At 60.8% G+C, this 25313-nt stretch carries 22 protein-coding genes and 1 pseudogene; 20 read left to right on the top strand and 3 right to left on the bottom strand.

Features of this window, described 5'->3' with window-relative positions:
- Positions 1-13 precede the first annotated feature (13 nt).
- From I3J13_RS23100 to I3J13_RS23070, 7 genes are all read left to right on the top strand, one after another.
- Entirely contained in the window at positions 14-811 is a 798-nt protein-coding gene (locus tag I3J13_RS23100) for an ABC transporter ATP-binding protein (protein WP_035225183.1), read from the top strand.
- A 5-nt stretch (positions 812-816) separates the two neighbouring features.
- Complete coding sequence (gene nirB / locus I3J13_RS23095) at positions 817-3264, top strand: nitrite reductase large subunit NirB (RefSeq protein WP_196380371.1); 2448 nt, start codon at positions 817-819, stop codon at positions 3262-3264.
- A 5-nt stretch (positions 3265-3269) separates the two neighbouring features.
- On the top strand, positions 3270-3605 hold the full coding sequence (gene nirD / locus I3J13_RS23090) for a nitrite reductase small subunit NirD (protein ID WP_003519747.1): 336 nt from the start codon (positions 3270-3272) through the stop codon (positions 3603-3605).
- Between the two features lie 214 nt (positions 3606-3819).
- Positions 3820-6468, top strand: a complete 2649-nt coding sequence (locus I3J13_RS23085) for a nitrate reductase (protein ID WP_196380370.1) — start codon at positions 3820-3822, stop codon at positions 6466-6468.
- Positions 6440-7897: a siroheme synthase CysG gene (gene cysG / locus I3J13_RS23080; RefSeq protein ID WP_196380369.1), complete on the top strand. Its 1458-nt coding sequence runs from the start codon at positions 6440-6442 to the stop codon at positions 7895-7897. Before I3J13_RS23085 ends, cysG begins: the two co-directional genes overlap by 29 nt.
- Before the next feature lie 295 nt (positions 7898-8192).
- A complete protein-coding gene (locus I3J13_RS23075) occupies positions 8193-9287 on the top strand; it encodes a cupin domain-containing protein (RefSeq protein ID WP_035263467.1) in 1095 nt (364 codons plus the stop codon).
- Positions 9288-9308: 21 nt separating this feature from the next.
- Positions 9309-10094 (top strand): maleylpyruvate isomerase family mycothiol-dependent enzyme, encoded by a 786-nt coding sequence (locus I3J13_RS23070; protein WP_196380368.1) that lies wholly within the window; start codon positions 9309-9311, stop codon positions 10092-10094.
- Between the two features lie 76 nt (positions 10095-10170).
- Here I3J13_RS23070 and I3J13_RS23065 read toward each other — a convergent pair whose 3' ends face one another.
- Positions 10171-11001 carry an IclR family transcriptional regulator gene (locus I3J13_RS23065; protein WP_035263466.1) on the bottom strand — a complete coding sequence of 277 codons (831 nt, stop codon included), beginning with the start codon at positions 10999-11001 and terminating at the stop codon, positions 10171-10173.
- Entirely contained in the window at positions 10998-11399 is a 402-nt protein-coding gene (locus tag I3J13_RS23060) for an acyl-CoA thioesterase (RefSeq protein ID WP_196380367.1), read from the bottom strand. The genes I3J13_RS23065 and I3J13_RS23060 overlap by 4 nt, the downstream gene beginning before the upstream one ends.
- A gap of 82 nt (positions 11400-11481) precedes the next feature.
- On the opposite strand from I3J13_RS23060, the gene I3J13_RS23055 reads away from it, so the two are divergent.
- The 9 genes from I3J13_RS23055 (at position 11482) to I3J13_RS23015 (ending at position 20404) form a co-directional block, all read left to right on the top strand.
- A complete protein-coding gene (locus tag I3J13_RS23055) occupies positions 11482-12624 on the top strand; it encodes an FAD-dependent monooxygenase (RefSeq protein WP_196380366.1) in 1143 nt (380 codons plus the stop codon).
- 11 nt (positions 12625-12635) lie between these two features.
- Positions 12636-14303 (top strand): benzoate-CoA ligase family protein, encoded by a 1668-nt coding sequence (locus I3J13_RS23050; RefSeq protein WP_196380365.1) that lies wholly within the window; start codon positions 12636-12638, stop codon positions 14301-14303.
- Between the two features lie 88 nt (positions 14304-14391).
- On the top strand, positions 14392-15120 hold the full coding sequence (locus I3J13_RS23045) for a fumarylacetoacetate hydrolase family protein (RefSeq protein ID WP_196380364.1): 729 nt from the start codon (positions 14392-14394) through the stop codon (positions 15118-15120).
- The gene (gene maiA, locus I3J13_RS23040; protein ID WP_196380363.1) at positions 15117-15767 is read left to right on the top strand and encodes a maleylacetoacetate isomerase; all 651 of its coding nucleotides are present in this window, start codon (positions 15117-15119) and stop codon (positions 15765-15767) included. Before I3J13_RS23045 ends, maiA begins: the two co-directional genes overlap by 4 nt.
- Before the next feature lie 31 nt (positions 15768-15798).
- Positions 15799-16983, top strand: a complete 1185-nt coding sequence (locus I3J13_RS23035; RefSeq protein ID WP_059758349.1) for an ABC transporter substrate-binding protein — start codon at positions 15799-15801, stop codon at positions 16981-16983.
- Positions 16984-17027: 44 nt separating this feature from the next.
- A complete protein-coding gene (locus I3J13_RS23030; RefSeq protein WP_196380392.1) occupies positions 17028-17942 on the top strand; it encodes an ABC transporter permease subunit in 915 nt (304 codons plus the stop codon).
- Between the two features lie 4 nt (positions 17943-17946).
- A complete protein-coding gene (locus I3J13_RS23025) occupies positions 17947-18957 on the top strand; it encodes a branched-chain amino acid ABC transporter permease (RefSeq protein WP_196380362.1) in 1011 nt (336 codons plus the stop codon).
- Positions 18954-19703 (top strand): ABC transporter ATP-binding protein, encoded by a 750-nt coding sequence (locus I3J13_RS23020; protein ID WP_196380361.1) that lies wholly within the window; start codon positions 18954-18956, stop codon positions 19701-19703. The genes I3J13_RS23025 and I3J13_RS23020 overlap by 4 nt, the downstream gene beginning before the upstream one ends.
- Entirely contained in the window at positions 19703-20404 is a 702-nt protein-coding gene (locus I3J13_RS23015) for an ABC transporter ATP-binding protein (protein WP_196380360.1), read from the top strand. The genes I3J13_RS23020 and I3J13_RS23015 overlap by 1 nt, the downstream gene beginning before the upstream one ends.
- Before the next feature lie 70 nt (positions 20405-20474).
- Here the strand turns inward: I3J13_RS23015 and I3J13_RS23010 are convergent, their stop codons facing one another.
- Positions 20475-21095, bottom strand: coding sequence for a TetR/AcrR family transcriptional regulator (locus I3J13_RS23010; protein WP_142780896.1), 621 nt, complete (start codon positions 21093-21095; stop codon positions 20475-20477).
- Positions 21096-21293: 198 nt separating this feature from the next.
- Between I3J13_RS23010 and I3J13_RS23005 the strand changes: the two genes are divergently transcribed.
- The 4 genes and pseudogenes from I3J13_RS23005 to purU form a co-directional block, all read left to right on the top strand.
- Positions 21294-22487: an ABC transporter substrate-binding protein gene (locus tag I3J13_RS23005; RefSeq protein WP_196380359.1), complete on the top strand. Its 1194-nt coding sequence runs from the start codon at positions 21294-21296 to the stop codon at positions 22485-22487.
- A gap of 152 nt (positions 22488-22639) precedes the next feature.
- On the top strand, positions 22640-24037 hold the full coding sequence (locus I3J13_RS23000) for an aminomethyl transferase family protein (RefSeq protein ID WP_236001122.1): 1398 nt from the start codon (positions 22640-22642) through the stop codon (positions 24035-24037).
- A 177-nt stretch (positions 24038-24214) separates the two neighbouring features.
- Positions 24215-25141 carry a methylenetetrahydrofolate reductase gene (locus I3J13_RS22995; protein WP_206696293.1) on the top strand — a complete coding sequence of 309 codons (927 nt, stop codon included), beginning with the start codon at positions 24215-24217 and terminating at the stop codon, positions 25139-25141.
- A 55-nt stretch (positions 25142-25196) separates the two neighbouring features.
- Positions 25197-25313: pseudogene (gene purU / locus I3J13_RS22990) on the top strand (formyltetrahydrofolate deformylase); the annotation flags it as partial.

Genomic DNA, 25313 nt, shown 5'->3' with positions numbered 1-25313 from the left:
GAGGGCGACGATAATGAACGCTTATTTGAAGCTCGATCACATCGACAAATATTTCGACAAGGGCGGTTCGCGCGCCGAGGTGCTGAAAGGCATCAACCTCACCATCGAAAAAGGCGAATTCGTCTCCGTCATCGGCCATTCCGGCTGCGGCAAATCCACCATGCTCAACCTCATCGCGGGGCTGACGAAAGTGTCTGCCGGCGCCGTTCTGCTCGAAAACCGCGAGGTCAACGAGCCGGGTCCGGAGCGCGCCGTCGTGTTCCAGAACCACAGCCTGCTGCCCTGGCTTTCGGTCTATGAAAACGTCAATCTCGCCGTCGAGAAGGTCTTCCGTAACACCAAGACCCGGGCCGAGCGGCATGACTGGGTCATGCGCAATCTCGATCTCGTGCAGATGGCCCATGCCAAGGACAAAAAGCCTTCGGAAATTTCCGGCGGCATGAAACAGCGTGTCGGCATCGCCCGCGCGCTCGCCATGGAGCCGAAGATCCTGCTGCTCGACGAGCCTTTCGGTGCGCTGGACGCGCTGACCCGTGCCCATCTCCAGGATGCGGTGATGGAAATCCACGCCCGGCTCGGCAACACCATGGTCATGATCACCCATGATGTCGATGAGGCGGTGCTGCTTTCCGACCGCATCGTGATGATGACCAACGGGCCCGCCGCCCATATCGGCGAAGTGCTTGACGTACCGCTGGCACGCCCGCGCAACCGCATCGAGCTCGCATCCGACAAGACCTACCTCAAATGCCGCGAGGCCGTGCTGAAGTTCCTTTACGAACGTCACCGCTTCGTCGAAGCTGCGGAGTAACGACCATGACGCAAAAACTCGTCATCATCGGCAATGGCATGGCGCCGGGGCGCATGCTGGAGAACCTGTTCGAAACCGCTCCCGGCCTTTATGACGTCACCATTTTCAACGCCGAGCCGCGCGTCAATTACGACCGCATCATGCTCTCGCCGGTGCTCTCGGGCGAAAAGAGCTATGAAGACATCGTCATTCATAATGACGAATGGTATGCGGCTAACAATGTCACACTGCACAAGGGCGCGAAGGTCACCGGCATCGACCGCGACAGAAAGACTGTGACCAGCGAAAACGGCATCACGGTTTCCTACGACAAGCTGGTGATAGCCACCGGTTCGTCGCCCTTCATCATCCCTGTTCCCGGCCATCAATTGCCGGGCGTGCTCGCTTATCGCGATCTCGACGATGTGACGAAGATGCTGGAGATTGCTGAGGGCAAGGGCCGCGCCATCGTCATCGGCGCCGGCCTTCTCGGGCTGGAAGCAGCTTATGGTCTCAAGCGCCAGGGCATGGATGTCACCGTTATCCACCTGATGCCGACGATCATGGAGCGCCAGCTCGATCCGGCAGCGGCTTACCTTCTGGAAAAAGCGCTCAATGAGCGCGGAATCGACATCATCACTAAGGCCAACACCAAATGCATTCTGGGTGAGGAGAAGGTCGAGGGCATTGAGCTGGAAGACGGCCGGGTCATCAAGGGCGACATGGTGGTGATGGCGGTCGGCATCCGTCCTGCCTCGGGTCTCGCCAAGGAGGCGGGTATCGCTGTCAATCGCGGCATCGTGGTAGATGACGGCATGATGACCTCGGACGCCTCGATCTACGCGCTTGGCGAATGCGCCGAACATCGCGGCATGTGCTACGGACTGGTCGCGCCGCTTTATGAATCAGCGCGGGTGCTGGCGGACCGGCTGTGCGGCGGTTCGGCCGAATATCACGGCTCCGTCACCAATACCAAGCTGAAGGTCACCGGCATCAACCTGTTTTCCGCCGGCGATTTCGCAGAAGGCGACGACCGCGAGGAAATCGTGCTGCGCGATGCCACGGCTGGTGTCTACAAGCGCCTGATCCTCAAGGAAAACCGCATCATCGGTGCGGTTCTCTATGGCGAGACGGCGGATGGCTCGTGGTTCTTCGACCTGATGAAGAAATCGACCGATATTTCCGCCATGCGCGAAACCCTGATCTTCGGCCAGGCCTATCAGGGAGGGTCGCCGCTGGACCCTATGGCGGCCGTTGCAGCCTTGCCGGATGATGCGGAAATCTGCGGCTGCAACGGCGTCTGCAAGGGCAAGATCACATCGGCCATCACGTCCAAGGGGCTGACTTCGCTGGACGATGTGCGCGCCCACACCAAGGCGTCGGCCTCCTGCGGAAATTGCACCGGCCTTGTCGAGCAGCTGATGACGATAACGCTCGGCGACAGCTACAATCCCGCTGCCGTGCAGCCCATGTGCAAATGCACCGATCTCGGCCACGACGATGTGCGCCGTCTCATCAAGGCGAAGGGGCTGAAGACCATTCCCGCCGTGATGCAGGAACTGGAATGGAAGACCTCCTGCGGCTGCGCCAAATGCCGGCCGGCGCTCAATTATTACCTCGTCTGCGACTGGCCGGATGAATATGCCGACGACTACCAGTCGCGTTTCATCAATGAGCGCGTCCACGCCAATATCCAGAAGGACGGCACCTATTCCGTCGTGCCGCGCATGTGGGGCGGCGTTACCTCTTCCTCTGAACTCCGGGCGATTGCGGATGTGGTCGACAAGTTCGAAATCCCGATGGTGAAGGTAACGGGCGGCCAGCGCATCGATCTTCTCGGCATCGAGAAGGAGGATTTGCCCGCCGTCTGGGCCGATCTCGGCAAGGCCGGTTTCATTTCCGGCCAGGCCTACGCCAAAGGTTTGCGCACGGTCAAAACCTGCGTCGGCCAGCAATGGTGCCGCTTCGGCACGCAGGATTCCACCGGTCTTGGCATCCGTATCGAAAAATTCATGTGGGGCTCGTGGACGCCCGCCAAGCTGAAACTTGCCGTTTCCGGCTGTCCGCGCAACTGCGCGGAGGCGACCTGCAAGGATATCGGCGTCATCTGCGTCGATTCCGGTTTCGAGATTCATTTTGCCGGTGCCGCCGGTCTTGATATCAAGGGCACGGAAGTTCTGGGTCTCGTCAAAACCGAGGATGAGGCGCTGGAACATATCGTGGCGCTGACGCAGATGTATCGCGAACAGGCGCGCTATCTCGAGCGTATCTACAAATGGGCAAAGCGCATCGGTTACGACGAAATCCGCCGCCAGATCATGGACGATGCGGAAAAGCGCAAGGCCTATTTCGACCGCTTCGTCTTCAGCCAGAAATTCGCGCAGGTCGATCCCTGGTCGGAACGCGTATCCGGCCACGACAAGCACGAATTCAGGCCCATGGCGGCAATCGGTTTCAGTGAGGCGGCGGAGTGATAACGATGGACAGCAACTGGATCGATATTGGCGATATCTCCGACATTCCCCTGCGCGGCGCGCGTTGCGTAAAAACGCCGATGGGCAAGATCGCCGTGTTCCGCACGGCGGAAAATCAGGTCTTCGCCATCGAGGACCATTGCCCGCACAAGGGCGGGCCTCTGAGCCAGGGCATCGTGCATGGGGCTTCGGTGACGTGTCCCTTGCATAATTGGGTCATTTCGCTGGAAACCGGTAAGGCCTTGGGGGCGGATGAGGGTGAGGTAAGGACCATTCCGGTGCGCAATCTGGATGGGAGGCTTTCGATAGCGCTTGAAACCCTGATGATTGCGGCGGAGTGAATTGCGATGGCGGTGGCGTTACCCCCCTCTGTCCTGCCGGACATCTCCCCCTCAGGGGGGGAGATCGACAAGCGGAAAGCTACTCGTTCCCTCTCCACCGGCGACGACGCCAGTTGTGAATGGAAGTTTGTGCCGCGATTGATCTCCCCCCCTGAGGGGGAGATGTCCGGCAGGACAGAGAGGGGTAAACGCCACGCACCGAGAGGGCAAACCCATGCCCACTGAAACAAAAACCACCTGTCCCTATTGCGGCGTCGGCTGCGGCGTCATCGCCACTGTCAACGACGATGGCGCGGTGTCCGTCAGAGGCGATCAGGACCACCCCGCCAATTTCGGAAGACTGTGTTCCAAAGGTTCGGCTCTGGCCGAAACCATCGACCTCGACGGGCGCCTGCTCCACCCCGAAATCAGCGGCAGGCGGGCGGCATGGGACGAAGCGCTCGATCTCGTCGCTTCCCGGTTCTCTCAAGCCATTGCCAAACACGGCCCGGATTCGGTCGCCTTCTACGTCTCCGGCCAATTGCTGACCGAGGATTATTACCTCGCCAACAAGCTGATGAAGGGTTTCATCGGCTCGGCCAATATCGATACGAATTCAAGGCTCTGCATGTCGTCCTCGGTTGCCGGCCATCGCCGTGCCTTCGGGGCCGATACGGTGCCGGGCACCTATGAGGATATGGAGCTTGCCGATCTGGTGATCCTCACCGGTTCCAATCTCGCCTGGTGCCATCCGGTGCTTTACCAAAGGCTTGCGGCGGCAAAGGCCGCGCGGCCGGAAATGAAAGTCGTTGTCATCGATCCGCGCCGGACGATGAGCGCAGATATTGCCGACATGCACCTCGCCATCCGCCCGGATGGAGATGTGGCGCTGTTTACCGGCTTGCTGGCGCATCTTTCCGATAGTCCTGCAATCGATCGCGGTTATGTGGACAATCACACGGTCGGTTTTGATGCTGCGATGCAGGCAGCAACCGCACATAGCCTGCCGGAGATCGCCGAGGCCACCGGCCTGACAGTCGCCGAACTGATTTCCTTTTACGAATTGTTCGAACGCACCGAAAAAACCGTCACCTGTTACAGTCAGGGCGTCAACCAGTCACAAAGCGGCACGGACAAGGTCAACGCGATCATCAATTGCCACCTCGCCACCGGCCGCATCGGCAAACCGGGCATGGGGCCGTTTTCGCTGACTGGCCAACCGAACGCCATGGGCGGGCGCGAGGTCGGCGGGCTGGCCAATATGCTGGCCGCCCATATGGCTATCGAAAATGCCGAGGATCGCGACCGCGTGCGGCGTTTCTGGGCCTCGCCCGCCATTGCGGAAAAACCCGGCCTGAAGGCGGTGGACATGTTCAGGGCCGTGGCTGACGGCCGCATCAAGGCGCTGTGGATCATGGCGACCAACCCGGTGGTTTCCATGCCAGATGCCGGCGCCGTCGAGGCGGCCATCAAGGCCTGTCCTTTCGTCGTGGTGTCCGATGTCATGGCCAATACCGATACGGCCCGCCATGCCCATGTGCTTCTGCCATCGCTCGGCTGGGGTGAGAAGGACGGCACCGTCACCAATTCCGAGCGGCGCATTTCCCGTCAGCGCGGTTTTCTGGATGCGCCCGGCGAAGCGAAAGCGGACTGGTGGCAAATGGCGGAAGTGGGCCGGCGCATGGGTTTCGGCACGGCCTTCGCCTATGGCCAGCCATCGGAGATTTTTGCCGAACATGCCGCTCTTTCCGGCTTTGAGAATATGGGCAGTCGCGATTTCGACATCAGCGGGATAGAGCCCGAATCCTACGACACGATGGCGTCCTTCCAATGGCCGAAAGTGGAACGGGGCAATGGCGTCGTCACCCGGTTTTTCGCGGATGGACGGTTTTATCACGCCGATGGCAAGGCGCGCTTCATTGCCACGGCCTTGCCGGAGACGTGCAGGACATCGGCGGATTATCCGCTGACACTGAATACCGGCCGCATCCGCGATCAATGGCACACCATGACCCGCACCGGCAAAAGCGCACGCCTCACCGCCCATATCGCCGAACCCTTCGCCGAGCTTCATCCGCGCGATGCGCAAGCGCTGGGAGTCGAAAGCGCCGATCTGGTGGAGCTGGAAAGCCCCCATGGCAAGGTGTTGCTGCGGGCGCTGGTGAGCGAAAGGCAGGCGCGCGGCTCGGTGTTTGCGCCGATGCACTGGAACGACCAGTTCGCCTCGCAGGCGCGCATCGATGTCGTGGTTGCCCCGGTGACGGACCCGCATTCCGGTCAGCCCGCTTCGAAAAATGTGGCGGTAAGGGCAAGGCGCTTCGAAGCGAAGGCCTATGGTTTCGCCATCTCCCGCATCCGGCCGGATGCGCCGGACTGTGCTTACTGGGCCACGGCCAAAGCGGATGGCGGCTATCGCATGGAGCTTGCCTTTACCGAGGAGCCGCAGGACTGGACACTCTGGGCGCGACAGGTCTTCGGCATCGAGGCCAGGGTTGAGCCGCTGGGTTACAGCGACCGGCAGACGGGCGACCTGCGCCTTGCCTTCTTCGACGGCGATATCCTGCTGGCGGCGCTGTTCATCGCCAGGCAGCCGGTTGCCGTTGCCCGTAACTGGGCGATCTCGCAATTGACCGAACGTCATGAGGATCTGCGCATGCGTTTTGCGCTGGTTGCCGGTCGCCCCGGTGCCGGCCGCGCCGATCCGGGCGCCACCGTCTGCTCCTGCTTCAACGTCGGAGTGAATCAGATTACCGCGGCCATCCGCGAAGGCTGCCACAGCGTCGAAGCCATCGGCAAGGCGTTGAATGCCGGAACCAATTGCGGCTCCTGCCGCGCCGAGATCAGGGGGATCATCGATGGATGCCTTAAAACCGCAGCGGAATGAACCGGCCCGCATGGAAAGATTAGCCAAGTTGCCGGTCTTCTGGGGGCTTGAGGGCAAGCGCGTGGTGCTGGCGGGCGGATCGGATGGAGCCGCCTGGAAAGCGGAACTGCTGCTCGCCTGCGGTGCGGAATTGCATCTTTATTGCGAGGCAAGCGAGCTTTCGGAAAGCTTTGCAGCGCTTGTCGCAAAAGGCCAGATGCTGAGATGGCATGACCGTCCGTGGGGTCCGGATATCTTTGGCGGCGCGGAACTGGCGCTGGCGGATTGCGAGACCGATGCGGAAGCTGAGAGCTTCTACGATGCCGCGCGCGGGGCCGGCGTTCCCGTCAATGTCATCGACAAGCCGGAATTCTGCCAGTTCCAGTTCGGCTCCATCGTCAATCGCTCGCCGGTGGTGGTGTCTATCTCCACCGATGGCGCCGCACCCATTCTGGCGCAGGCCATCCGCCGGCGCATCGAGACATTGCTGCCGCTTTCGCTGAAGGACTGGGGCGGGCTTGCCCAGACAATCCGCGAGCGCGTCAATCTGCGGCTCGCTCCCGGTGCGTCGCGGCGCTCTTTCTGGGAAAAATTCGTCGATCGGGCTTTTACCGAAAGGCTGGGTGAGGGCAGCGAGGAACGGCTGCTTGCGGATATCGGAATGCAGGCCGCGCGGGCAGGATCGGGGCGCGGCCTTGTAACGCTTGTGGGCGCCGGGCCGGGCGATGCCGAACTGCTGACGCTGAAAGCGGTGCGCGCTTTGCAGGCGGCCGATGTCATCCTGTTCGACGATCTTGTCTCGGCCGAGGTGCTGGAACTGGCGCGGCGGGAGGCGAAGCGCATGCTGGTCGGCAAGCGCGGCGGCCGGGAAAGCTGCAGGCAGGAAGATATCAATGACATGATGATCCGTCTCGCCAAGGCCGGCAAACGGGTGGTGCGGTTGAAATCCGGCGATCCAATGATTTTCGGGCGCGCCGGCGAGGAGATCGCCGCGCTGGAGGCTGAAAATATCCCGGTCGAGATCGTGCCCGGCATCACCGCCGCAAGCGCCATGGCCTCGCGCCTGGGTATTTCCCTGACCCATCGCGACCACGCTCAGTCGGTACGCTTCATCACCGGCCATTCCCGGCAGGGAAAGCTGCCGGAGAATATCGACTGGCAATCCCTGTCGAACCCCTCCGTGACCACGGTTTTTTATATGGGCGGGCGAACCGCAGCCAGCATAGAGGCTTGCCTGCTCGCTCACGGCATGCCCGCTTCAACGCCCGTTGCGGTCATGATTTCCGTCAGCCGTGCGAATGAGCAGCGCTGGTGCGGCCCCCTGATGGAACTTGGTGCTGCCGTCGAGAGACTGGGCGTGAACGAACCTGTGCTGATCGGTATCGGCGATGTGTTCAGCGCCGCATCCTCGAAAGCTCTTGAATGGCAGCCCGCACGAACCGCAATCTGAGACAGGCAGGGCGCAAAACCCCGTTCTAGTCTCCGGGCATTGTGGCACGATGCCGTAAAGCTCGCCCGCCTCTTCGCGCGGTCCGGGCAAATGCCCATCCAAATCACAGATTGATATCGCGGTCCTCGATGGTTCTGGCCATGGAGGCCTTCCTGCATTGTTTTTGATGTTGCATTCAGTGCAATATATTTTACTGTACGTAATAAGAGGTGGATAGGGCGATTTCGATACCGGGATGAGGAGATGCTCCCGGCCTCAAGCGCCGCCGCAGAAGACGACAGGGAGGAACGAAACCGTGCAGAGCGAAACGAAAAGCAACATGATGGTGCCGGATGACACGCCGGAGCTTCGCCAGCTTTATGCGGATTTCGAAGCGGAACATCTAAAACCGCTCTGGACCCAGATAGACGACCTGATGCCGGTGGTGCCCAATCCCAAGGCCGTGGCGCATGTGTGGAAGTGGTCCAGGCTCTATCCGCTTGCGAAACGGTCGGGCGATCTCGTTCCGGTCGGGCGTGGCGGGGAGCGGCGGGCGATCGGGCTTGCCAATCCGGGTCTTGGCGGCAGGGCCTATATCAGTCCCACGCTCTGGGCCGCGATCCAGTATCTCGGGCCGCGCGAAACGGCGCCGGAACATCGCCACGCACAGAATGCCTTCCGCTTCGTCGTCGAAGGCGAAGGGGTCTGGACCGTGGTGAATGGCGACCCGGTTCGGATGAGCCGGGGTGATTTTCTGCTGACGCCGGGCTGGCATTTTCATGGCCATCACAACGATACCGACCACCCCATGGCCTGGATCGACGGGCTCGACATCCCCTTTTCCTACCAGAACGATGTCGGCTTTTTCGAATTCGGGTCGGACCGCGTCACCGATTATGCGACGCCGAAATTTTCGCGCGGCGAAAGGCTCTGGTGTCACCCGGGCCTGCGGCCGCTTTCCGGCCTTGCGGCAACCGTATCCTCGCCGATCGGCGCCTATCGCTGGGAACATACCGACCGCGCCCTGACAGAGCAGCTTCTGCTGGAGGAGGAGGGGCAGCCGGCCACCATGGGGCCGGGGCATGCGGCGGTGCGCTACATCAACCCCACCACCGGCGGCGACGTCATGCCGACCATCCGGGCGGAGTTTCATCGGTTGCGGGAAGGCGCCGTCACGCCCGGCCGGCGCGAGGTGGGCTCGTCGGTTTTTCAGGTATTCGATGGCAGGGGCTCCGTCGTGCTCAACGGCAAGGAACACAGGCTCGAAAAGGGCGATATGTTCGTCGTGCCGTCCTGGGTGCAATGGTCGCTGCGGGCGGAAAGCCAGTTCGATCTTTTCCGTTTTTCGGATGCGCCGATCATGGAGCGGCTTCATTTCGCCCGCACCCATGTGGAAGAGCGGGACCGGTGACGCGACCGGGAGTAATGGACGATGTCTTCTGATCTCACCGACGCCCGTTTGGAACTGCGTCAACGTCTGGGGGCTGGCGCCCGTTACGATTCGTCTGCGGCGCCGGCCGCCGAATTGCGATATGCACGGCTGGGGACTGCTTATTTCGCGAGAAAATTGAACGAACTCTCCGATGGCGAGCTCGCTCTTCCTTCGCTCGTTCCCGGCTGGACCAGGCGACACGTGATTGCCCATGTCGGTTTTCAGGCACGGGCGCTTGCTCGGCTGGTCGAGGCGGCGCGCCTTGGGCGGCGACGGGAAATGCTGGAAGAGCCGGAAGCGCAGAACGAGGATATCGCCTTCGGCGCAAGCCTGCCGGCCCATGCGCTGCGGTACCTTTTCAAACATTCGCAGGTGCATCTGGATGTCGAGTGGCGCGATCTCGATGGGGCGGGGTGGCGGGCGCAGGTGGAGCCCCTGAATGGCGGTCTTGTCGAGATCGCTCAGACACCCTGGCTGCGGACCCGGGAAATATGGCTCTGCGCCGTCGATCTCGACAATGGGGCCTCCCTGCTGGATGTTCCGTCCGAAGTGGTGGATCGCCTTCTTCGAGAGGCGGCGCAGGCGCTGGACATGCGCGGCCAGCCGTTCTCATTGACGCTGAAGCCGACGGACAGGGTGGGCTCCATCGTCATCGGCTCAGGCAAAAACTCGGTCAGCGGGCCGGCCGTTGACCTGCTTCGGTGGCTGACGGGACGTGGCCCGCGCTGCAGCCTTGTTTTCAACGGCGAAATTGCAGATCCGCCCTTCTGGCCGGAGAGGCCCTAATGCATGTCGCCCGAAGTGTGCAGCGGTTTCGGGATAACGACATGCATGAAAACAAAGAGATTAAGCGCGACGCGCTTTAGGCCTTCGACGAAGGCCATTGCCGCCGGCTGGATATGGCTGTTGTAAAATCAAGCAGCTGGCGCACGGCGGGATTATCCGCCGACAGGATCTGCTCGGAGTTGCTGATTAAGGTAACGGCAGCTTCCGCCTCGCCCTGCCAGTTGATGACGGGCGCCGCCACCGCCCGAAGGCCGGGGACGTAGCGGCCGTCGACGCTGGCAAAACCATCGGCGCGAATGGTTTCCGCCAGCCGGTCGATGCTTGCGCCGCTAAGATCGAGATCAGGCCAGGAGAGGCCTGCATCCATCGCGCGTTCGACCTCGAGATAAAGCCGGGCGGCGGTGACGTGGCGTGGCAGAAAGGCGAGAAAGACCCGGCCGCTGGAGGAAGTGAGAAGCGGCAGGCTGCTGCCGAGGCCGAAGGATGTCACCATCGGGCTCGGCGCCCGGCACCAGCGGATCACGGTCGCGCCCTGGCTGCCCCATACGGTGAGCAGCACCGTCAGGCCCGTCTGTTCCACGAGGTCCGGCAGCGCATCGGCGGCCTGATTGACGAAATCGCTGCGGCCGAGCGCGGCGATGCCGAGAGAAGCCGCAAACGGCCCCAGCTCGTAACGGCCGGATCGCTGGGTCTGCCGGACAAAACCGGCATGGATGAAACTGGCGAGATAACGATGGACCTTGCTGGATGGCATGGATACCGCCCGGGCGATGTCGATCAATGCGGCAGGCCCTTCGAAATCGGCAAGCGCATGCAGCACGGTCAGAGCCGCATCGAGAGCCTGAATGCCGCCGCGGGCATTGCCGTTGCCCGAAGCCTCGTTGTCGACATCGTCCTCGCCGTTCATTGTAGTCGCCTCCTGAATTCCGCGGATATGGGCGCGCCCTTGAGACCATTATCCGTCATGGTTGCCCATGCCCGAACCTCATAACCCTCCGCGATGATCTTTTCACCGGAAAAAATGCGATAGGCGATGCGGAACCTGCGTTCCTGCCATTCCGCAATAGTGGCCTCGATGCGAAGCGTATCGTCATAGCGGGCCGGCGCCTTGAACTGCAGGCCGACATCCACAAGCGGCGTCACCGCGCCGAATTCCGCCCTGTTCTGCCGTTGCCCCAGATTTTGCGAACGCAGCAGCCTCTGGAAGGTGCAATCTAGCCAATAGAAATAGTTCGGATAAAAAACGATGCCCGCCTCGTCGCAATCCCCCCATTCCACTGTGATTTCCGTTGCGAAGGTTTTCATTCGTTGCGCTCCATAAAATCTATTGCACTATACGTAATATCCGCTAGATTGATGAAAAGCAATTGCGTGAGGGAGGATGCGCATGAAGCGGGTGGCTGTTATCGGCGGTGGGCCGGGAGGGCTTTATTTCGCCGGTCTGTGGAAAAGGCGGCATCCGGCCGACGTCGTGAAGGTGTTCGAGCACAATCCGGAAGGGGCGACTTTCGGTTTCGGTGTCGTGTTTTCGGCAAAGGCCATGGATTTCCTGCGTACCGACGATCCGGAAACGGCGGACCTTGTCACGGCCCGCATGGAGACCTGGTCGGATATCACCCTCGTCCATCGTGGTGAGAGTGTTGCGCTGGATGGCGTCGGGTTTTCGGCCATCGGCCGCCTCGACCTTATCCTGCTGTTGACGGAAAGGGCGCGCGCCGCAGGTGTGGAGCTTTCGTTTTCAACGACAGTGCAGTCGGTGTCGGAACTCGATGGTTACGACCTTGTCGTTGCCGCCGATGGCGTCAATTCGCTGGTGCGCCGCGCCTTTGAAGGCGATTTCCAGACGTCGCTTACCTATCTCGATGAGAAATTCGTCTGGTTCGGCACCACCAAGCGCTTCGAAACGCTGACACAGACTTTTGTCGAGACAGAATTCGGCGCTTTCAATGCCCACCACTATCGTTATTCGCCAACCATGAGCACTTTCATCGTCGAGTGCGATCGTGAAAGTTGGCTGAAAGCAGGCTTCGATCGGCTCGGCCCCGAAGACAGCAAGGCGCGCTGCGAGGCGATTTTCGCCGAAACGCTCGATGGCCACGGGCTCGTCGCCAACAAGTCCACCTGGCGCAATTTCCCGTGGATATGGAACGGGCGCTGGTCGCATCGCAACATGGTGTTGATCGGCGACGCCTTGCACACCGCGCATTATTCCATCGGATCCGGCACCCGGCTGGCGCTCGAGGATGTTCTGGCGCTGGTAAAGGCGCTCGAAGCGCATCCTGGCGATGTGCGCGATGCCCTTGAGCACTATCAGGCCGAAAGGCAGCCGGTGGTGGAAAAGCTGGTGCGGGCCGCGCGTGAAAGCGCCGGCTGGTATGCGGATGTTCCAAAACATATGCGCCTTTCGCCGGTCGATTTCGCCCATAGTTACATCACTCGCTCCGGCCGTATCGACGATGAGCGGCTGCGGTCGATGTCCCCGCGTTTCATGCAGCGCTACGACGCCTCGCGTCCGCGCCCGGCCGCCTGAAGGAGGAAGATATGATCGTTCAGGCCAAGCTTTACGAAACCCTGCCGCAGCCGCCCGAAGACGGGGTGCCGCGCAATGCCGCCGGCAGTCTCGAAATCGGCTTTTCCATGCCGGAAATCTACAATGCCAGCACCATCCTTTTCGATAATCTGGAAAGGGGCCGAGGCGATCATCCGGCCGTGATCGGCCCAGCCGGAACCCGCACCTATGCCGAGCTCTGCGCCGATGCCTGCCGTTTCGGCAATGCCTTGATTGAAGCCGGTCTTGGCCATGGCGAAAGGGTGCTGCTGTTTCTCGATGACACGCCCGCCTGTCCGGCGGCTTTGTTCGGTGCGCTTCGGGCCGGCCTCGTGCCGCTGCTCATCAATACGCTGACGCCGCCCGACCTTTTGAATTTCTATCTGCAGGATTCCTCGGCGCGTATCGCCATCGTCGATGCCGCTTTCGCCTCCCGTTTCGACACTGTCGCCTGCACCGATACGCTGCTGGAAAAGGTGGTCGTGACGAACGGCCCGGTTCCGGCCGATTGCCCGGTGCCGGCGGTCGAAGCCTGGACATTCCTCGCCGATGCCGGCACGGAGCTTGAAGCGGCGCCGACGCGGCGTGACGATATGGCCTTCTGGCAATATTCCTCCGGTTCCACCGGGCGTCCGAAGGGCATTGTCCATCTGCAGCACGACATGGCTTTTACGGCGCAATCCTTCGGGCATCATGTTCTGGATATCTCGCCCGACGATATCTGTTTTTCGGTTCCGAAGATTTTCTTCGCTTATGGTCTCGGCAATTCGCTGACCTTTCCCTTTTCGGTCGGGGCGACCAGCGTTCTTGTTCCGGGGCAGCCGAAGGCCGATGTGGTCTTCGATGCGATCCGGCGTTATCGGCCGACGCATTTCTTCGGGCTGCCGACGCTCTATACGTCGCTTATCAATGCGCCGGAGGCGGCCGGAGCCGATCTTTCCAGCCTGAAACTCTGCCTTTCGGCGGCGGAAGTGCTGGCCAATGAGGTGGCGGAAGCCTGGCGGGCACTGTCGGGTCACGACATTGTCGAAGGTCTCGGTTCCACCGAGGTGCTGCATATCTATCTTTCGAATACGAAAGAGATGCGGCGGCCTGGCGCTGCCGGGCTGCGTGTGCCGGGTTACGAGATTTCGCTGCGCGATCCCGACGGTAACGAGGTGCCGGATGGCGAAAGCGGTGTCCTATGGGTGCGCGGCGATTCCAACGCGCCGTTTTACTGGAACCGACCCGACAAAACCGCTGAAACCATGCGCGGCGATGGCTGGATCTACACCTCCGACCGCATGAAGCGCGATGCCGACGGGTTCTATTATTTCCTCGGCCGCGCCGATGAATTCATCAAGGTTTCGGGCCAGTGGGTCTATCCGCTGGAAGTGGAGCTTTGCCTCGCTGACCATCCGCTGGTGCGCGAATGCGCGGTGCTGGCGGTGGAAATGGCCGACCGGCGGATGACGCTTCAGGCTTTTGTCGTTCTAGAACAGCCGGATGCGGATGAGGCGAGCGCCGCCGAGACGCTCAAGCAACACGTCAAGAAGACGCTGCTGCCCTACAAATATCCCCGCAGCGTCATTTTCTTCCAGGAATTGCCGAAGACGGGAACCGGCAAGATCGATCGGCAGACCCTGCGGAAAATCGATCTGAGCGCTGAGCGCGTCCATTGAGGACACGCTGGCCCCGACAGGAACACGAGATGGTCTGACGCCGCTTTTGCGGCTTTCAGACCCGGATAAAGGACAGATTGGAAAACCCATGAGCGATTTCGAATTCGATCCCCCGGCCCCGGCATCCATTGCCATCCATGACAGCGAGAGCCGTTTCCCGGTGCGGCGCATATTCTGCGTCGGCCGAAACTACGCCGCCCATGCCCGTGAAATGGGCAAGGATCCGGACCGCGAACCGCCGTTCTTTTTCACCAAGCCGGCGGACGCCGTGGTCGATAATGGCAGCACGATACCCTATCCGCCGGAGACCGAGGATTTCCACTACGAGATCGAGCTTGTCGTGGCGATCGGCCAGGATTGCGTGGATGTGCCGCAGGAAGCGGCCCTCGATATGGTCTGGGGTTATGGCGTGGGCATCGACCTTACCCGCCGCGATCTGCAACTGGCGGCGCGCGACAAGGGACGGCCCTGGGATTGGGGCAAGGCCTTCGATCTTTCCGCTCCCATCGCGCCCCTCCGCCGCGCCGCGCAGGTGGGTCATCCGTCGCAGGGGCGGATCTGGCTTGCGGTCAACGGTGCGAGCCGGCAGGAAGCCGATATTGCCGAGCTGATCTGGGATGTGCCGGAAATCGTTTCCATCCTGTCGCGCTCCATGTCGCTGAAGCGCGGCGATATCATCATGACGGGAACGCCTGCGGGTGTCGGCGCGATTGTGCCGGGAGACAGGGTGACCGGCGGCATCGACGGGCTGGGTGAGATCGCCATCGAGATCGTGGAGCCCGCATCCGCCGCCCGGCGCGCGGGGAAGGCCGCATGAGCCGGCCGATCCTGCATAATTATTTCAGAAGCTCCACCTCCTATCGCGTCAGGATCGCGCTGGCGCTCAAGGGTGTGGACTATGATTACGAAGCGTTCCACCTGCGCAAGGGCGAGCAGCGGTCCGACCGTTTTCTCAGGCTCAACCCGCAGGGTCTCGTGCCGGCGCTCACCTGGACCGATGGCGAAACCTATACGCAGTCGCTCGCGATCATCGAATTTCTGGAGGAGAAAATTCCGGAGCCGGCTTTGTTGCCGAAGGATGCCGAAGGGCGTCAGCGCGTGCGCAGCCTCGCGCAGATGATCGCCCTCGAGATCCATCCGATCAACAATCTCAGGGTTCTGGCCTATCTCAGGGAGCATTTTGGCGCCGATGAAAAAGCGCAGGCCGCGTGGTTCCGGCATTGGGTGGCCGAGACCTTCGCGGCGCTGGAGCAACGGCTTGCGACAGAGCCGGAAACCGGCCGGTTCTGCCATGGCGACAGCGTGACGCTGGCGGATATCTGCCTTGCGGCGCAGCTCGTCAACAACAGGCGTTTCGATGTGGATATGGAGGCCTATCCGCATATCGGCAGGATCGGGCAGGCGCTTTCGGAACTGGAGGCTTTCCGCAAGGCGGCGCCGGTCAATCAGCCGGATAACGAATAACGAAATTATGTTTTCAGGGAGGGAGAACACAATGAAACGTTTCGTAGCAGCGGCCCTGTCCGCCTTGCTCATGAGCGGAACGGCGGGCGCACAGGAGCCGATCAAGATCGGTTTCATCACCACGCTGACCACGCCCGCCGCATCCATCGGCAACGATATGGTCGATGCCGTCAAGCTCGCGGTCGAACATTCCGGCGGCAAGATCGCCGGCCATCCGATCGAGGTCGTTTTCGAAGATGACGGGCTGAAGCCGGAACTCGGCCGCCAGAAGGCGGAGAAGCTGGTGCGCCAGGACGGCGTCGATATCGTCGCGGGTTTCATCTGGTCCAACGTGCTGATGGCGGCGCGCAAATCGGTGCTCGATTCCGGCAAATTTCTGATCAGCACCAATGCCGGGCCTTCCGAGCTTGCCGGCAAGCTTTGCAGCCCCAATTTCTTTTCGCTGCGCGGCCAGAACGACATGGTGCCGATTGCGCTCGGCAAGGTCATGAACGAGCGCGGGGTGAAGAAGCTTTATGTGATGGCGCCCAACTATACCGCCGGCAAGGACATGGCCGCCGGGGTGGAAAGCAGTTTTGGCGGGGAAGTGGCTGGTCGCGATTTCACCAAATGGGGCGATGATCCGCAGCTCGATTTTTCGGCGGAATTCGCCAAGGTGGCGGCATCGGGCGCGGACGCGCTTTTCGCCTTCTATCCCGGCCGCGCCGCGATTTTCGCGCGCCAGTTCGAACAATCGGGACTGAGCAAGAAGGTCAAGCTTTACAGCGTCTATACCATGGACCAGATCGCGCTGCCGAAGCTTCAGGAAGCGAAGATCGATGCGGTTCTGGGGTCAAGCTCGGCGGATTACTGGTCGCCGGATCTTGCAACACCCGCCAACCAGCGCTTCGTTGCCGATTTCAAGGCGAAATATAACCGCGTGCCTTCGAATTACGCGGCGGCCGCCTATGATCTTATCCCGTATGTCAAAGCGGCGGTGGAGCAGGCGGGCGGCGATATCTCCGCGACCGATGCGGTGCGTGCGGCGCTCGCCAAGGCTGACTACGACTCCGTGCGTGGCCGCTACAAGCTTGCCCGCAATCATTTCCCCATCGATCGCTATCTCAGCCTTGAAGTGGCACCGGATGCGAACGGTGTCTGGAGCCTCAGGTCGGACGGTCTCGAAATGAAAGACCTGACCGATCCCTATGTGGAAGCTTGCCGCAACGAGGGGTGAGAAAACATCGTTCGGCGGTACGGCTCTGGGAGGAGAAAATGGATATTATCCTGTTTGCCAATCAACTTCTGAACGGGGTTCAGCTTGGACTGATCCTGTTTCTGCTGGCCGCCGGCCTGTCGCTGGTCTTCGGCATCATGGACTTCATCAATCTGGCGCATGGCGTTTTTTACATGATCGGCGCCTATATCTGCGCCACCGTCGCCATCGCGCTCGATTCCTTTGTGCTCGGCATGCTCATCGCCCTGCCGGCGACGCTGGCGGCCGGTTTTATCGCCGAATGGCTGATTGCCCGGCATTTCTACAAGCGCGATCATCTCGACCAGGTTCTGGCGACATTCGGCCTTGTGCTCTGCGCGGATACGGCGGTGAAATATCTCTGGGGCCCGGAAGGACTGTCGGTTCCCCTGCCGGCCTGGCTCAGCGGGCAGATCGCGCTTGGCGGCATCACCCTGCCGTCTTACCGGCTGTTCATCGTGGTCGTCGCGGCTCTCGTGGCGATTGCGCTCTGGCAGGTCATCACCCGCACGAGGGTCGGAATGATGGTGCGGGCATCCGCCTCCAACGAGGAAATGGCACGGGCGCTGGGCATAGAAACGCGCATGGTCTTCGCATTGGTGTTCGCAATCGGCGCGGTTCTGGCCGGCATCGGCGGCATCATGGTGGCCCCCATCACCGGCGCTTCTATCGGCATGGGCAACCAGATCGTCATATTGGCGCTGGTGGTGATCATCATCGGCGGCATCGGTTCGATCATCGGCGCCTTTATCGCCTCTCTCGGGGTCGGGCTGATCGATACGCTTGGGCGGGCCTATCTGCCGTCGCTGCTGAATGCGGTGTTTCCGCCGGAAGTCGCCTCTTCGGCGGGTCCGTCGCTCGCCTCCATCCTGATCTATCTCACCATGACACTGGTGTTGATCTTCCGGCCCGAGGGCCTCTTCCCGCCAGCAAGCAGGTGATGTGATGACAGAAACCACTTCGGTAATCGCTCCATCAGTGCAGCCGGCTTCAAAGCGGGAGACTGCAGCGGGCAGGGCGGTGGATCGCGATCTGCTGACGGCGATTGCCGTCCTTCTCCTGCTGGCGGTGGCGCCATCAGTGCTTGCGGCGCTCGGCCATGACTTCTGGGTGGAAGTCCTGCTGCGGGCAATGATCCTCGGCATCGCCGCCGTCAGCCTTAATTTTATCATCGGCCTCGGTGGGCTGGTCAGTCTCGGTCACGCGGCCTTTCTCGGCATCGGCGCTTACTCCGTCGGCATCCTCGCCGATTTCGACATCGACAACGGTGTCATCCAGTTGCTGGTCACGGTAGGCGTCAGCGGGCTCTTCGCCTGTCTGACCGGCCTCGTCGCGCTTAGAACGCGCGGTGTGCATTTCATCATGATCACGCTCGCCTTCGCGCAGATGGTCTATTTCACCATGATCGGCCTCAGGCAGTTCGGCGGCGATGACGGGCTGACGATCAATTATCCGAGCAGCTTCGGCACGGTGGTCGATCTCGGCGACAGGTCCGTACTTTATTACGTGGTGCTGGCGGTGCTGGCGCTTGTGATGCTTGGTTTTGCCCGCATCCGCCAATCCGATTTCGGCCTGCTCCTCAAGGCGGCGAAGGGCAATGAGCGGCGGGTGAAGGCGGTCGGGTTCGATCCCTATCGCTATCGCCTCGCCGCCTATATCGCCGCCGGCGTGATCTGTGGCCTTGCCGGCTTCCTCGATGCGAATTTCACGAGTTTCGTGACACCGGAATCGATGAGCTGGACAAGTTCCGCCGAGCTTATCTTCATGGTCATCGTCGGCGGCGTGTCCACGGTCGCCGGTCCCGTCGTCGGGGCGCTGGTCTTTCTCCTGATCGAGGAATTTCTCGGCGGATTGACGGTCTACTGGCACTTCTGGTTCGGTCTTTTCCTGATCGCCGTCGTGCTTTTCGCCAAGGGTGGCCTCGTCGGTCTCATCTGTTCGGGGAGGCGCGCATGAACGCGGTGCTCGAGGTTCGCAATCTGCAAAAATTTTTCGGCGGCCTGCACGCCACCCGCAATCTCTCCATGTCGCTCGCCAAGGGCGAGCTTCATGCGGTGATCGGCCCCAATGGCGCGGGCAAGACGACGCTGATCAGCCAGCTTTTCGGAGAAATCCTGCCGACATCCGGTGCCGTGCTCATCAACGGTGTCGATGTCACCAACCGCCCCTCGCATGAGCGGGCGAGGCTCGGCATGGCGCGGTCGTTCCAGATCACGACGCTGGTTCGAGACCTCAGCGTCGGGGAAAACCTCATCCTGGCGCTTCTGGCAAGCGATGGCCATGCATTCCGCTTCTGGCGTCGGGTCGACCGCAATGCGGATTTGCAGGCGCGTGCGGCGCAGATGCTCGCGCTCATCGGCCTGAACGGCATGGATATGTCGCGAAAAGTGGCCGATCTCAGCCATGGCGAGCAGCGCATGCTGGAGCTTGCCATCGCGCTTGCCGGCAATCCGGCCCTTGTTCTGCTCGACGAACCGATGGCCGGGCTGGGCTCGGAGGAAAGTCGGGCGATGACGCGGTTTCTCGCCGGCCTCAAGGGCCTCATCACCATACTTCTGGTCGAGCATGACATGGAGGCCGTGTTCGAACTGGCCGACCGGGTGACCGTGCTCGTGCGCGGCGAGATCGTCGCCGTTGGAACGCCCGAAGACATCCGCAACGATGCGCGGGTCCGGGAAGCCTATCTCGGGGAGGATGCCTGATGCTGAAAGTCCGCAATTTGACGAGCGGTTACGACCGCAGCCAGATTCTGTTCGACATGTCCTTTGAGGTCGATGCCGGTGAGGTGGTCTGCCTCATGGGCCGCAACGGCATGGGCAAGACGACCACCGTGCGGGCGCTGATGGGCCTGCTGCCGGCATGGGACGGCGCGATCGAGTTCGAAGGCAAAAGGCTCGATGGCCTTTCGACCGCCCGCGTCGCCCGGACGGGGTTGGGTCTGGTGCCGGAGGGGCGGCAGGTTTTTCCAAACCTCACGGTGCATGAAAACCTGAAGGTGGCGGCCGCCAACCGCCGGGCGGAGCCGCAATGCTGGACGGTGGAGCGCATATATGAGCTTTTTCCGGGGCTTTCCGAGCGAAACGGTTCCTATGCCAATCTTCTTTCCGGAGGAGAGCAGCAGATGCTGGCAATCGGTCGGGCGCTGATGACCAATCCACGGCTGCTTATTCTCGATGAGGCGACGGAGGGACTGGCACCCGTCGTGCGCGATCAGATATGGCACTGCATCGCCCGTCTGCGGGAGTTGGGGCAATCCATCGTCGTCATCGACAAACACATCAAGCGGCTGCTTGGCGTCGCCGACAGGTTCTATGTGGTGGAAAAGGGTCGCGTCGTCTGGACGGGCGCACCGGAGAAGCTGCGCGCCGAGGAAGAAACGGTCAAGCAATATCTGAGCGTCTGATCCGTTCCGGCATCCGGGTCGAATGCCGGCGAAATTCGCTTCCGGCCATCTCAATGCGAATGGCCCACAATTATCCCTTGAGCGCGGCCGCCGTCTTGCGCCGCGCCGCCCGATCCGCGCACCAGGCATCCAGCAATGGCGCATAGGCCGCATCGCCGCTTTTCCAGATTTTATTGACGGCCATTCCCCGGATGAGATTGAGCGTTAAAGCGAGTTCCTCTTCCGCTTCGGACGGTGTGTAACCGGTCGCCACGAATGTCTCGATCCATGTCGCTTTCATGGCGCCGTGGAAATTTTCGAGAACCGGGCGCAGGCGTTCCATCAACACCTCGTCGGTCCGCGCGGTGATGACGACCTCAAGCGCGGCGATGAACGGCCAGTCGAAATAGATCGACAGGCAATCCTTCACATATTCCCGGAGAGGCTCCGGCGAGTTGCGCGCAGAAAGCGCCCGCTGGCGGCCGAGTTGTGCGGCAAGCTCGTAAGTATGACCGGTCGCGGCCACGACCAGATCGATCTTGGCGGGATAATGATGCACCCGCGCGCCGCTCGAGACGCCGGCCCGCTCATCGACCAGCGCCGTCGTCAGCCGTGCATTGCCCTGTTCGAAGAGCAGGTCGATCGTCGCCTGCAGGATTTTCTCCTTCGTTTCGGCGCTTCGTTCAGCCTGTGTGCGTCGCTTTTTCTGCATTGCCTGATGCCACTATCCTGTTGCGCCCCTGCGGGGCTCTTGCTTTCGCCATCTTCGCACTCTGCTCCACCGCAAATTCCGGAGCTATTCCCGTATTCAATAGACGAAACTTTCCATAGCAGAGAATCTTTTTGTTGAAAACATACCGATTAAGCGGTATGTAAATGAAGCCGGAGAGGAGCCGGCACGGAGGGGAAAATGACAATCAAATATCTCGCGGCCGTTGCCGCCCTATTCAGCCTCACAGAGCCATTATCCGCACAGGAGCCAATCAAGATCGGCCTCGTTACCACGCTGACGACGCCGGCTGCCGTCATCGGGCGGGATGTCGAAGATGCGATCCGGCTGTCGGTCGATCATGCGGGCGGCAAGATCGCCGGCAGGCCCATCGCACTCGTGGTCGAGGACGATGCCCTGAAGCCCGATGTCGGCCGCCAGAAGACCGAGAAGCTCGTGCGCCAGGACAAGGTCGATTTCATCACGGGCTATATCTGGTCGAATGTTCTGCTTGCCTCGCGCAAAAGCGCGCTCGATTCCGGCACGATCGTCATCAGCACGAATGCGGCGCCGTCCGACATGGCCGGAAAGCTGTGCAATCCGAATTTTTACAGCATGCGCGGGCAGGGCGACGTGATGTCCATGGCGCTCGGTGAAGAACTCAACAAGCGCGGTGTCAACGCGATCTATACCATGGCGCCGAATTACGCCGCCGGGCAGGATGTCGTCAAAGGTCTGCTGAATACCTTCAAGGGCAAGGTCGTCGGCCAGGATTTCACCAAATGGGGTGACGATCCGCAGCTCGATTTCTCCGCCGAGTTCAGCAAGGTGGCCGCGAGCGGCGCGGAAGCGCTCTTTGCTTTCTATCCCGGTCGTTCTGCCGCTTTCATGACCCAGTTCGAGCAATCCGGCCTCAAGGGCAAGGTAAAGCTCTATACCGTCTATACGCTCGACCAGATCGCCCTGCCGGCGCTTCAGAAAGGCAATGCGACGGGTGCGCTTGGCTCCGTGTTGACGGACTATTGGTATCCCGATCTCGATACGCCCGAAAACCGGCGTTTCGTCGCCGACTTCCGGCAGAAATACGGACGGGATCCCTCGAATTATGCGGCTGCCGCCTATGACGCCATCCAGCTTATCAAATCCGCCGTGGAAACCGCCAAGGGAGACCTTGAGAACAAGGCTGCCCTTCGCACCGCGCTGGAGGCGGCGGATTTCAAGTCCGTTCGCGGCAAGCTGACTTTTGGCAAGAACCATATGCCGCTCGACAATTATTACGCCCTTGAGGTGGAAGCGGGGCCGGAAGGCAAATGGCGCATGGGTTCGCCGCGGATCGCAATGGAGCGGGGCGAGGACCCTTACGTCTCCGCCTGCGACATGCCCGCCGTGAAGTAATCGCCGGCATTCCAGCATGACTGAAACCGCCCCGGCCGTAGCGCCGGTCCGGGTCGGAGCGGCGGAGCCTACGCAATTTTCCCGCCTGCGCCAGAACCGCCTGCACTTGCGCGGCAACCCTATCAAGCATCATGAACAGGAAGGCTGATACCATGAAAAATCTGCAAGAACTGATCGATTCGAAACAGAACCTGGTCGACTATTTCTATAACGATACGATTTCCCAGTATCACAAATCGCGGACCAGCCTTTTTGCGACGCTGATTGCGCCGGAATATAGCAACTGGCGCGAAGAGCAGAGGGCCTGGCGTGAAAGCGCCGTTCTCTTCAACCAATCGCATCATATGCCGGTTCTTTATGTGAAAGGTCCGGACGCGCAAAAGCTTCTGAGCGACCTTTCCCCCTGCTCGTTCGCCAATCTTTCCACCGGTCGCGCCAAGCAATATATCGCCTGCACGCCGCGCGGCCATCATATCGGCGATTGCATCCTGAACTATTACGGCGAGGATGAAGGTTTCGAACTCATCAGCGGCATGCCGGTTCTGAACTGGGTTCGCTATAATGGCGAGACCGGCGGTTATAATGTCGAATTCCGTTTCGATCCGACCACACCCTACAGCCCGGACGGCAAACGCACGAAATATCGTTTCCAGATCGAAGGGCCGAACGCCCGCGATATTCTTGAAGAAATCTGCGAAGGCGGTTGGCCGGAAATCAAGTTCTTCCATACGGCCTATGTCACCATTGCCGGATGCAGGGTGCATGTGCTGCGCCACGGCATGGCGGGCCATGCCGGCGCTGAAATATCCGGCGCTTTTGCGGAAATGGATATCGTCCGCGACGCTATCCTCAAGGCGGGCGAAAAATACGGCCTGCTTCAGGCGGGCACCCGAACCTATTACAGCACGCCGCTCGAGGATGGCTGGATACCCTATCCGCTGCCCGGCATCTACTCCGGCGAGGAACTGCGTTCCTACCGCGAATGGCTTCCGGCCGATAGCTGGGAAGCGAATATGCAGCTCGGCGGCAGCCTCTACACCAGCAATATCGAGGATTATTACTGGACTCCCTGGGCGCTCGGTTATGAGCGGCTGGTGAAATTCGACCATGATTTTATCGGCCGGGAGGCGCTGGAAGCGCAGCTCAAGCAGCCGCGCCGGGTCAAGCGCGCGCTGCAATGGAACAAGGAAGATGTTCTCAAGATATTCGCCTCTCAACTGGGGGATGGCCCGATCTATAAGGCGATCGATATGCCGACCGCCTATTTCGGCTGGCCGCAGGCCGATGAAGTCCGTGCGAAAGATGGCAGGCTGATCGGCATGTCGCAATATTGCGGTTACAACATCAATGAGCGCGACATGACCTCGCTTTGCGGCATAGACGAGGCCTATGCGGATGTCGGCACCGAGGTCGTGCTGACATGGGGAGAAGTGAACGGCGGTTCGCGCAAGCCGCATGTGGAACGCCACGCGCAAACGACGATCAGGGCGAAGGTTTCGTCCATTCCATACTCCAAGGCGGCGCAGGAAAAGCTGCGTGCGGTGATCTAGCCCCGGGCGGCTTCGCCCGCGCCTGTGTGGACCTTGAAATCGTGACCTCTTTCATTGCGGCGTGCCCGATGAAAGAGGTCGCCGGATATCAAAATTTTTCAATAATTCATGGAGTTAGGCATGCGCTGGCGGGTCCGGCAAGCCTGCCGCATTCTCTTCAGACCTCCCGGAGGACACATGGTGGCACTACTGGACCTGTTGAAAGGTAGACGCGGGGAGAAATCTCCCGATACAGCCCATCTGAAGGATATCGTTTCCGGATATTCCATTGAAGTGATGCCGAGAACGGCGGCAAAGATCGATGATTTCAAGGCTCTGCTGCCGGCCGGCACGCGCGTTTACGTCGCCCATATAGAGGGAACGCCGATCGATGACATGGTGGCGACGGCAAGGCGTCTTCGTGAGGCCGGTTTTCCGGTCATGCCGCATTTTCCATCCCGCCTCATTGCGGATGTGGCGACGCTGGAAGAATGGATCACGCGCTATAAAAATGAGGCCGGTGTGGAGGAGGCCCTGCTTCTCGGCGGCGGTGTTACCACGCCGGCGGGAGATTTCGACAGTTCCATCCAGCTTCTCGAGACCGGCCTGTTCGACCGTCACGGTTTCAGGCGGCTGCATGTCGCCGGGCACCCGGAAGGCAATGGAGCGATTGACAGGGACGGTTCCACCCGCATCGTCGATAAAGCCTTGGCCCTCAAACAGGACTATTGCGAGCGCACGGATGCGGACATGGCCATCGTAACACAATTCGCCTTCGCCGCCCGCCCCGTGATCGCCTGGGCGGAGCGCATAGCCGCAGCCGGTATTGGCTTGCCGATCCATGTCGGCATTGCCGGCCCGACCAAATTGCAGACGTTGATCAGATTTGCGATAGCCTGCGGCGTTGGCCCATCGCTTGCCGTGCTGCAAAGGCGTGCGCTCGATCTCAGCCAGCTTCTGAAGCCTTACGAACCGGCGGAAGTCCTGGCGGATATAGCGGATTATAAGGCGGCCCATCCAGAAAGCCGCATTGCGCAGATACACGTCTTTCCGCTCGGCGGTATCGCTGCCGGTGCCGACTGGATGAACGGCCAGTTGAGCGAGGAGGCGCGTGTCGCGACCTGATCTGCAGAGATTCCTCACACAATCCAATGAACCTGCTTCAACAACGGAAAAACGAATGACATCCTATGTTCTGACCGTAGCCTGCAAATCGACCCGTGGCATTGTGGCTGCGATTTCCGGTTATCTGGCGGAAAAAGGCTGCAACATCGTCGACAGTTCGCAGTTCGACGAC

The organism is Agrobacterium leguminum (genome assembly GCF_015704895.1).
GTDB classification, from domain to species: domain Bacteria; phylum Pseudomonadota; class Alphaproteobacteria; order Rhizobiales; family Rhizobiaceae; genus Agrobacterium; species Agrobacterium leguminum.
This window is presented reverse-complemented; position numbering and strand designations above follow the sequence as displayed.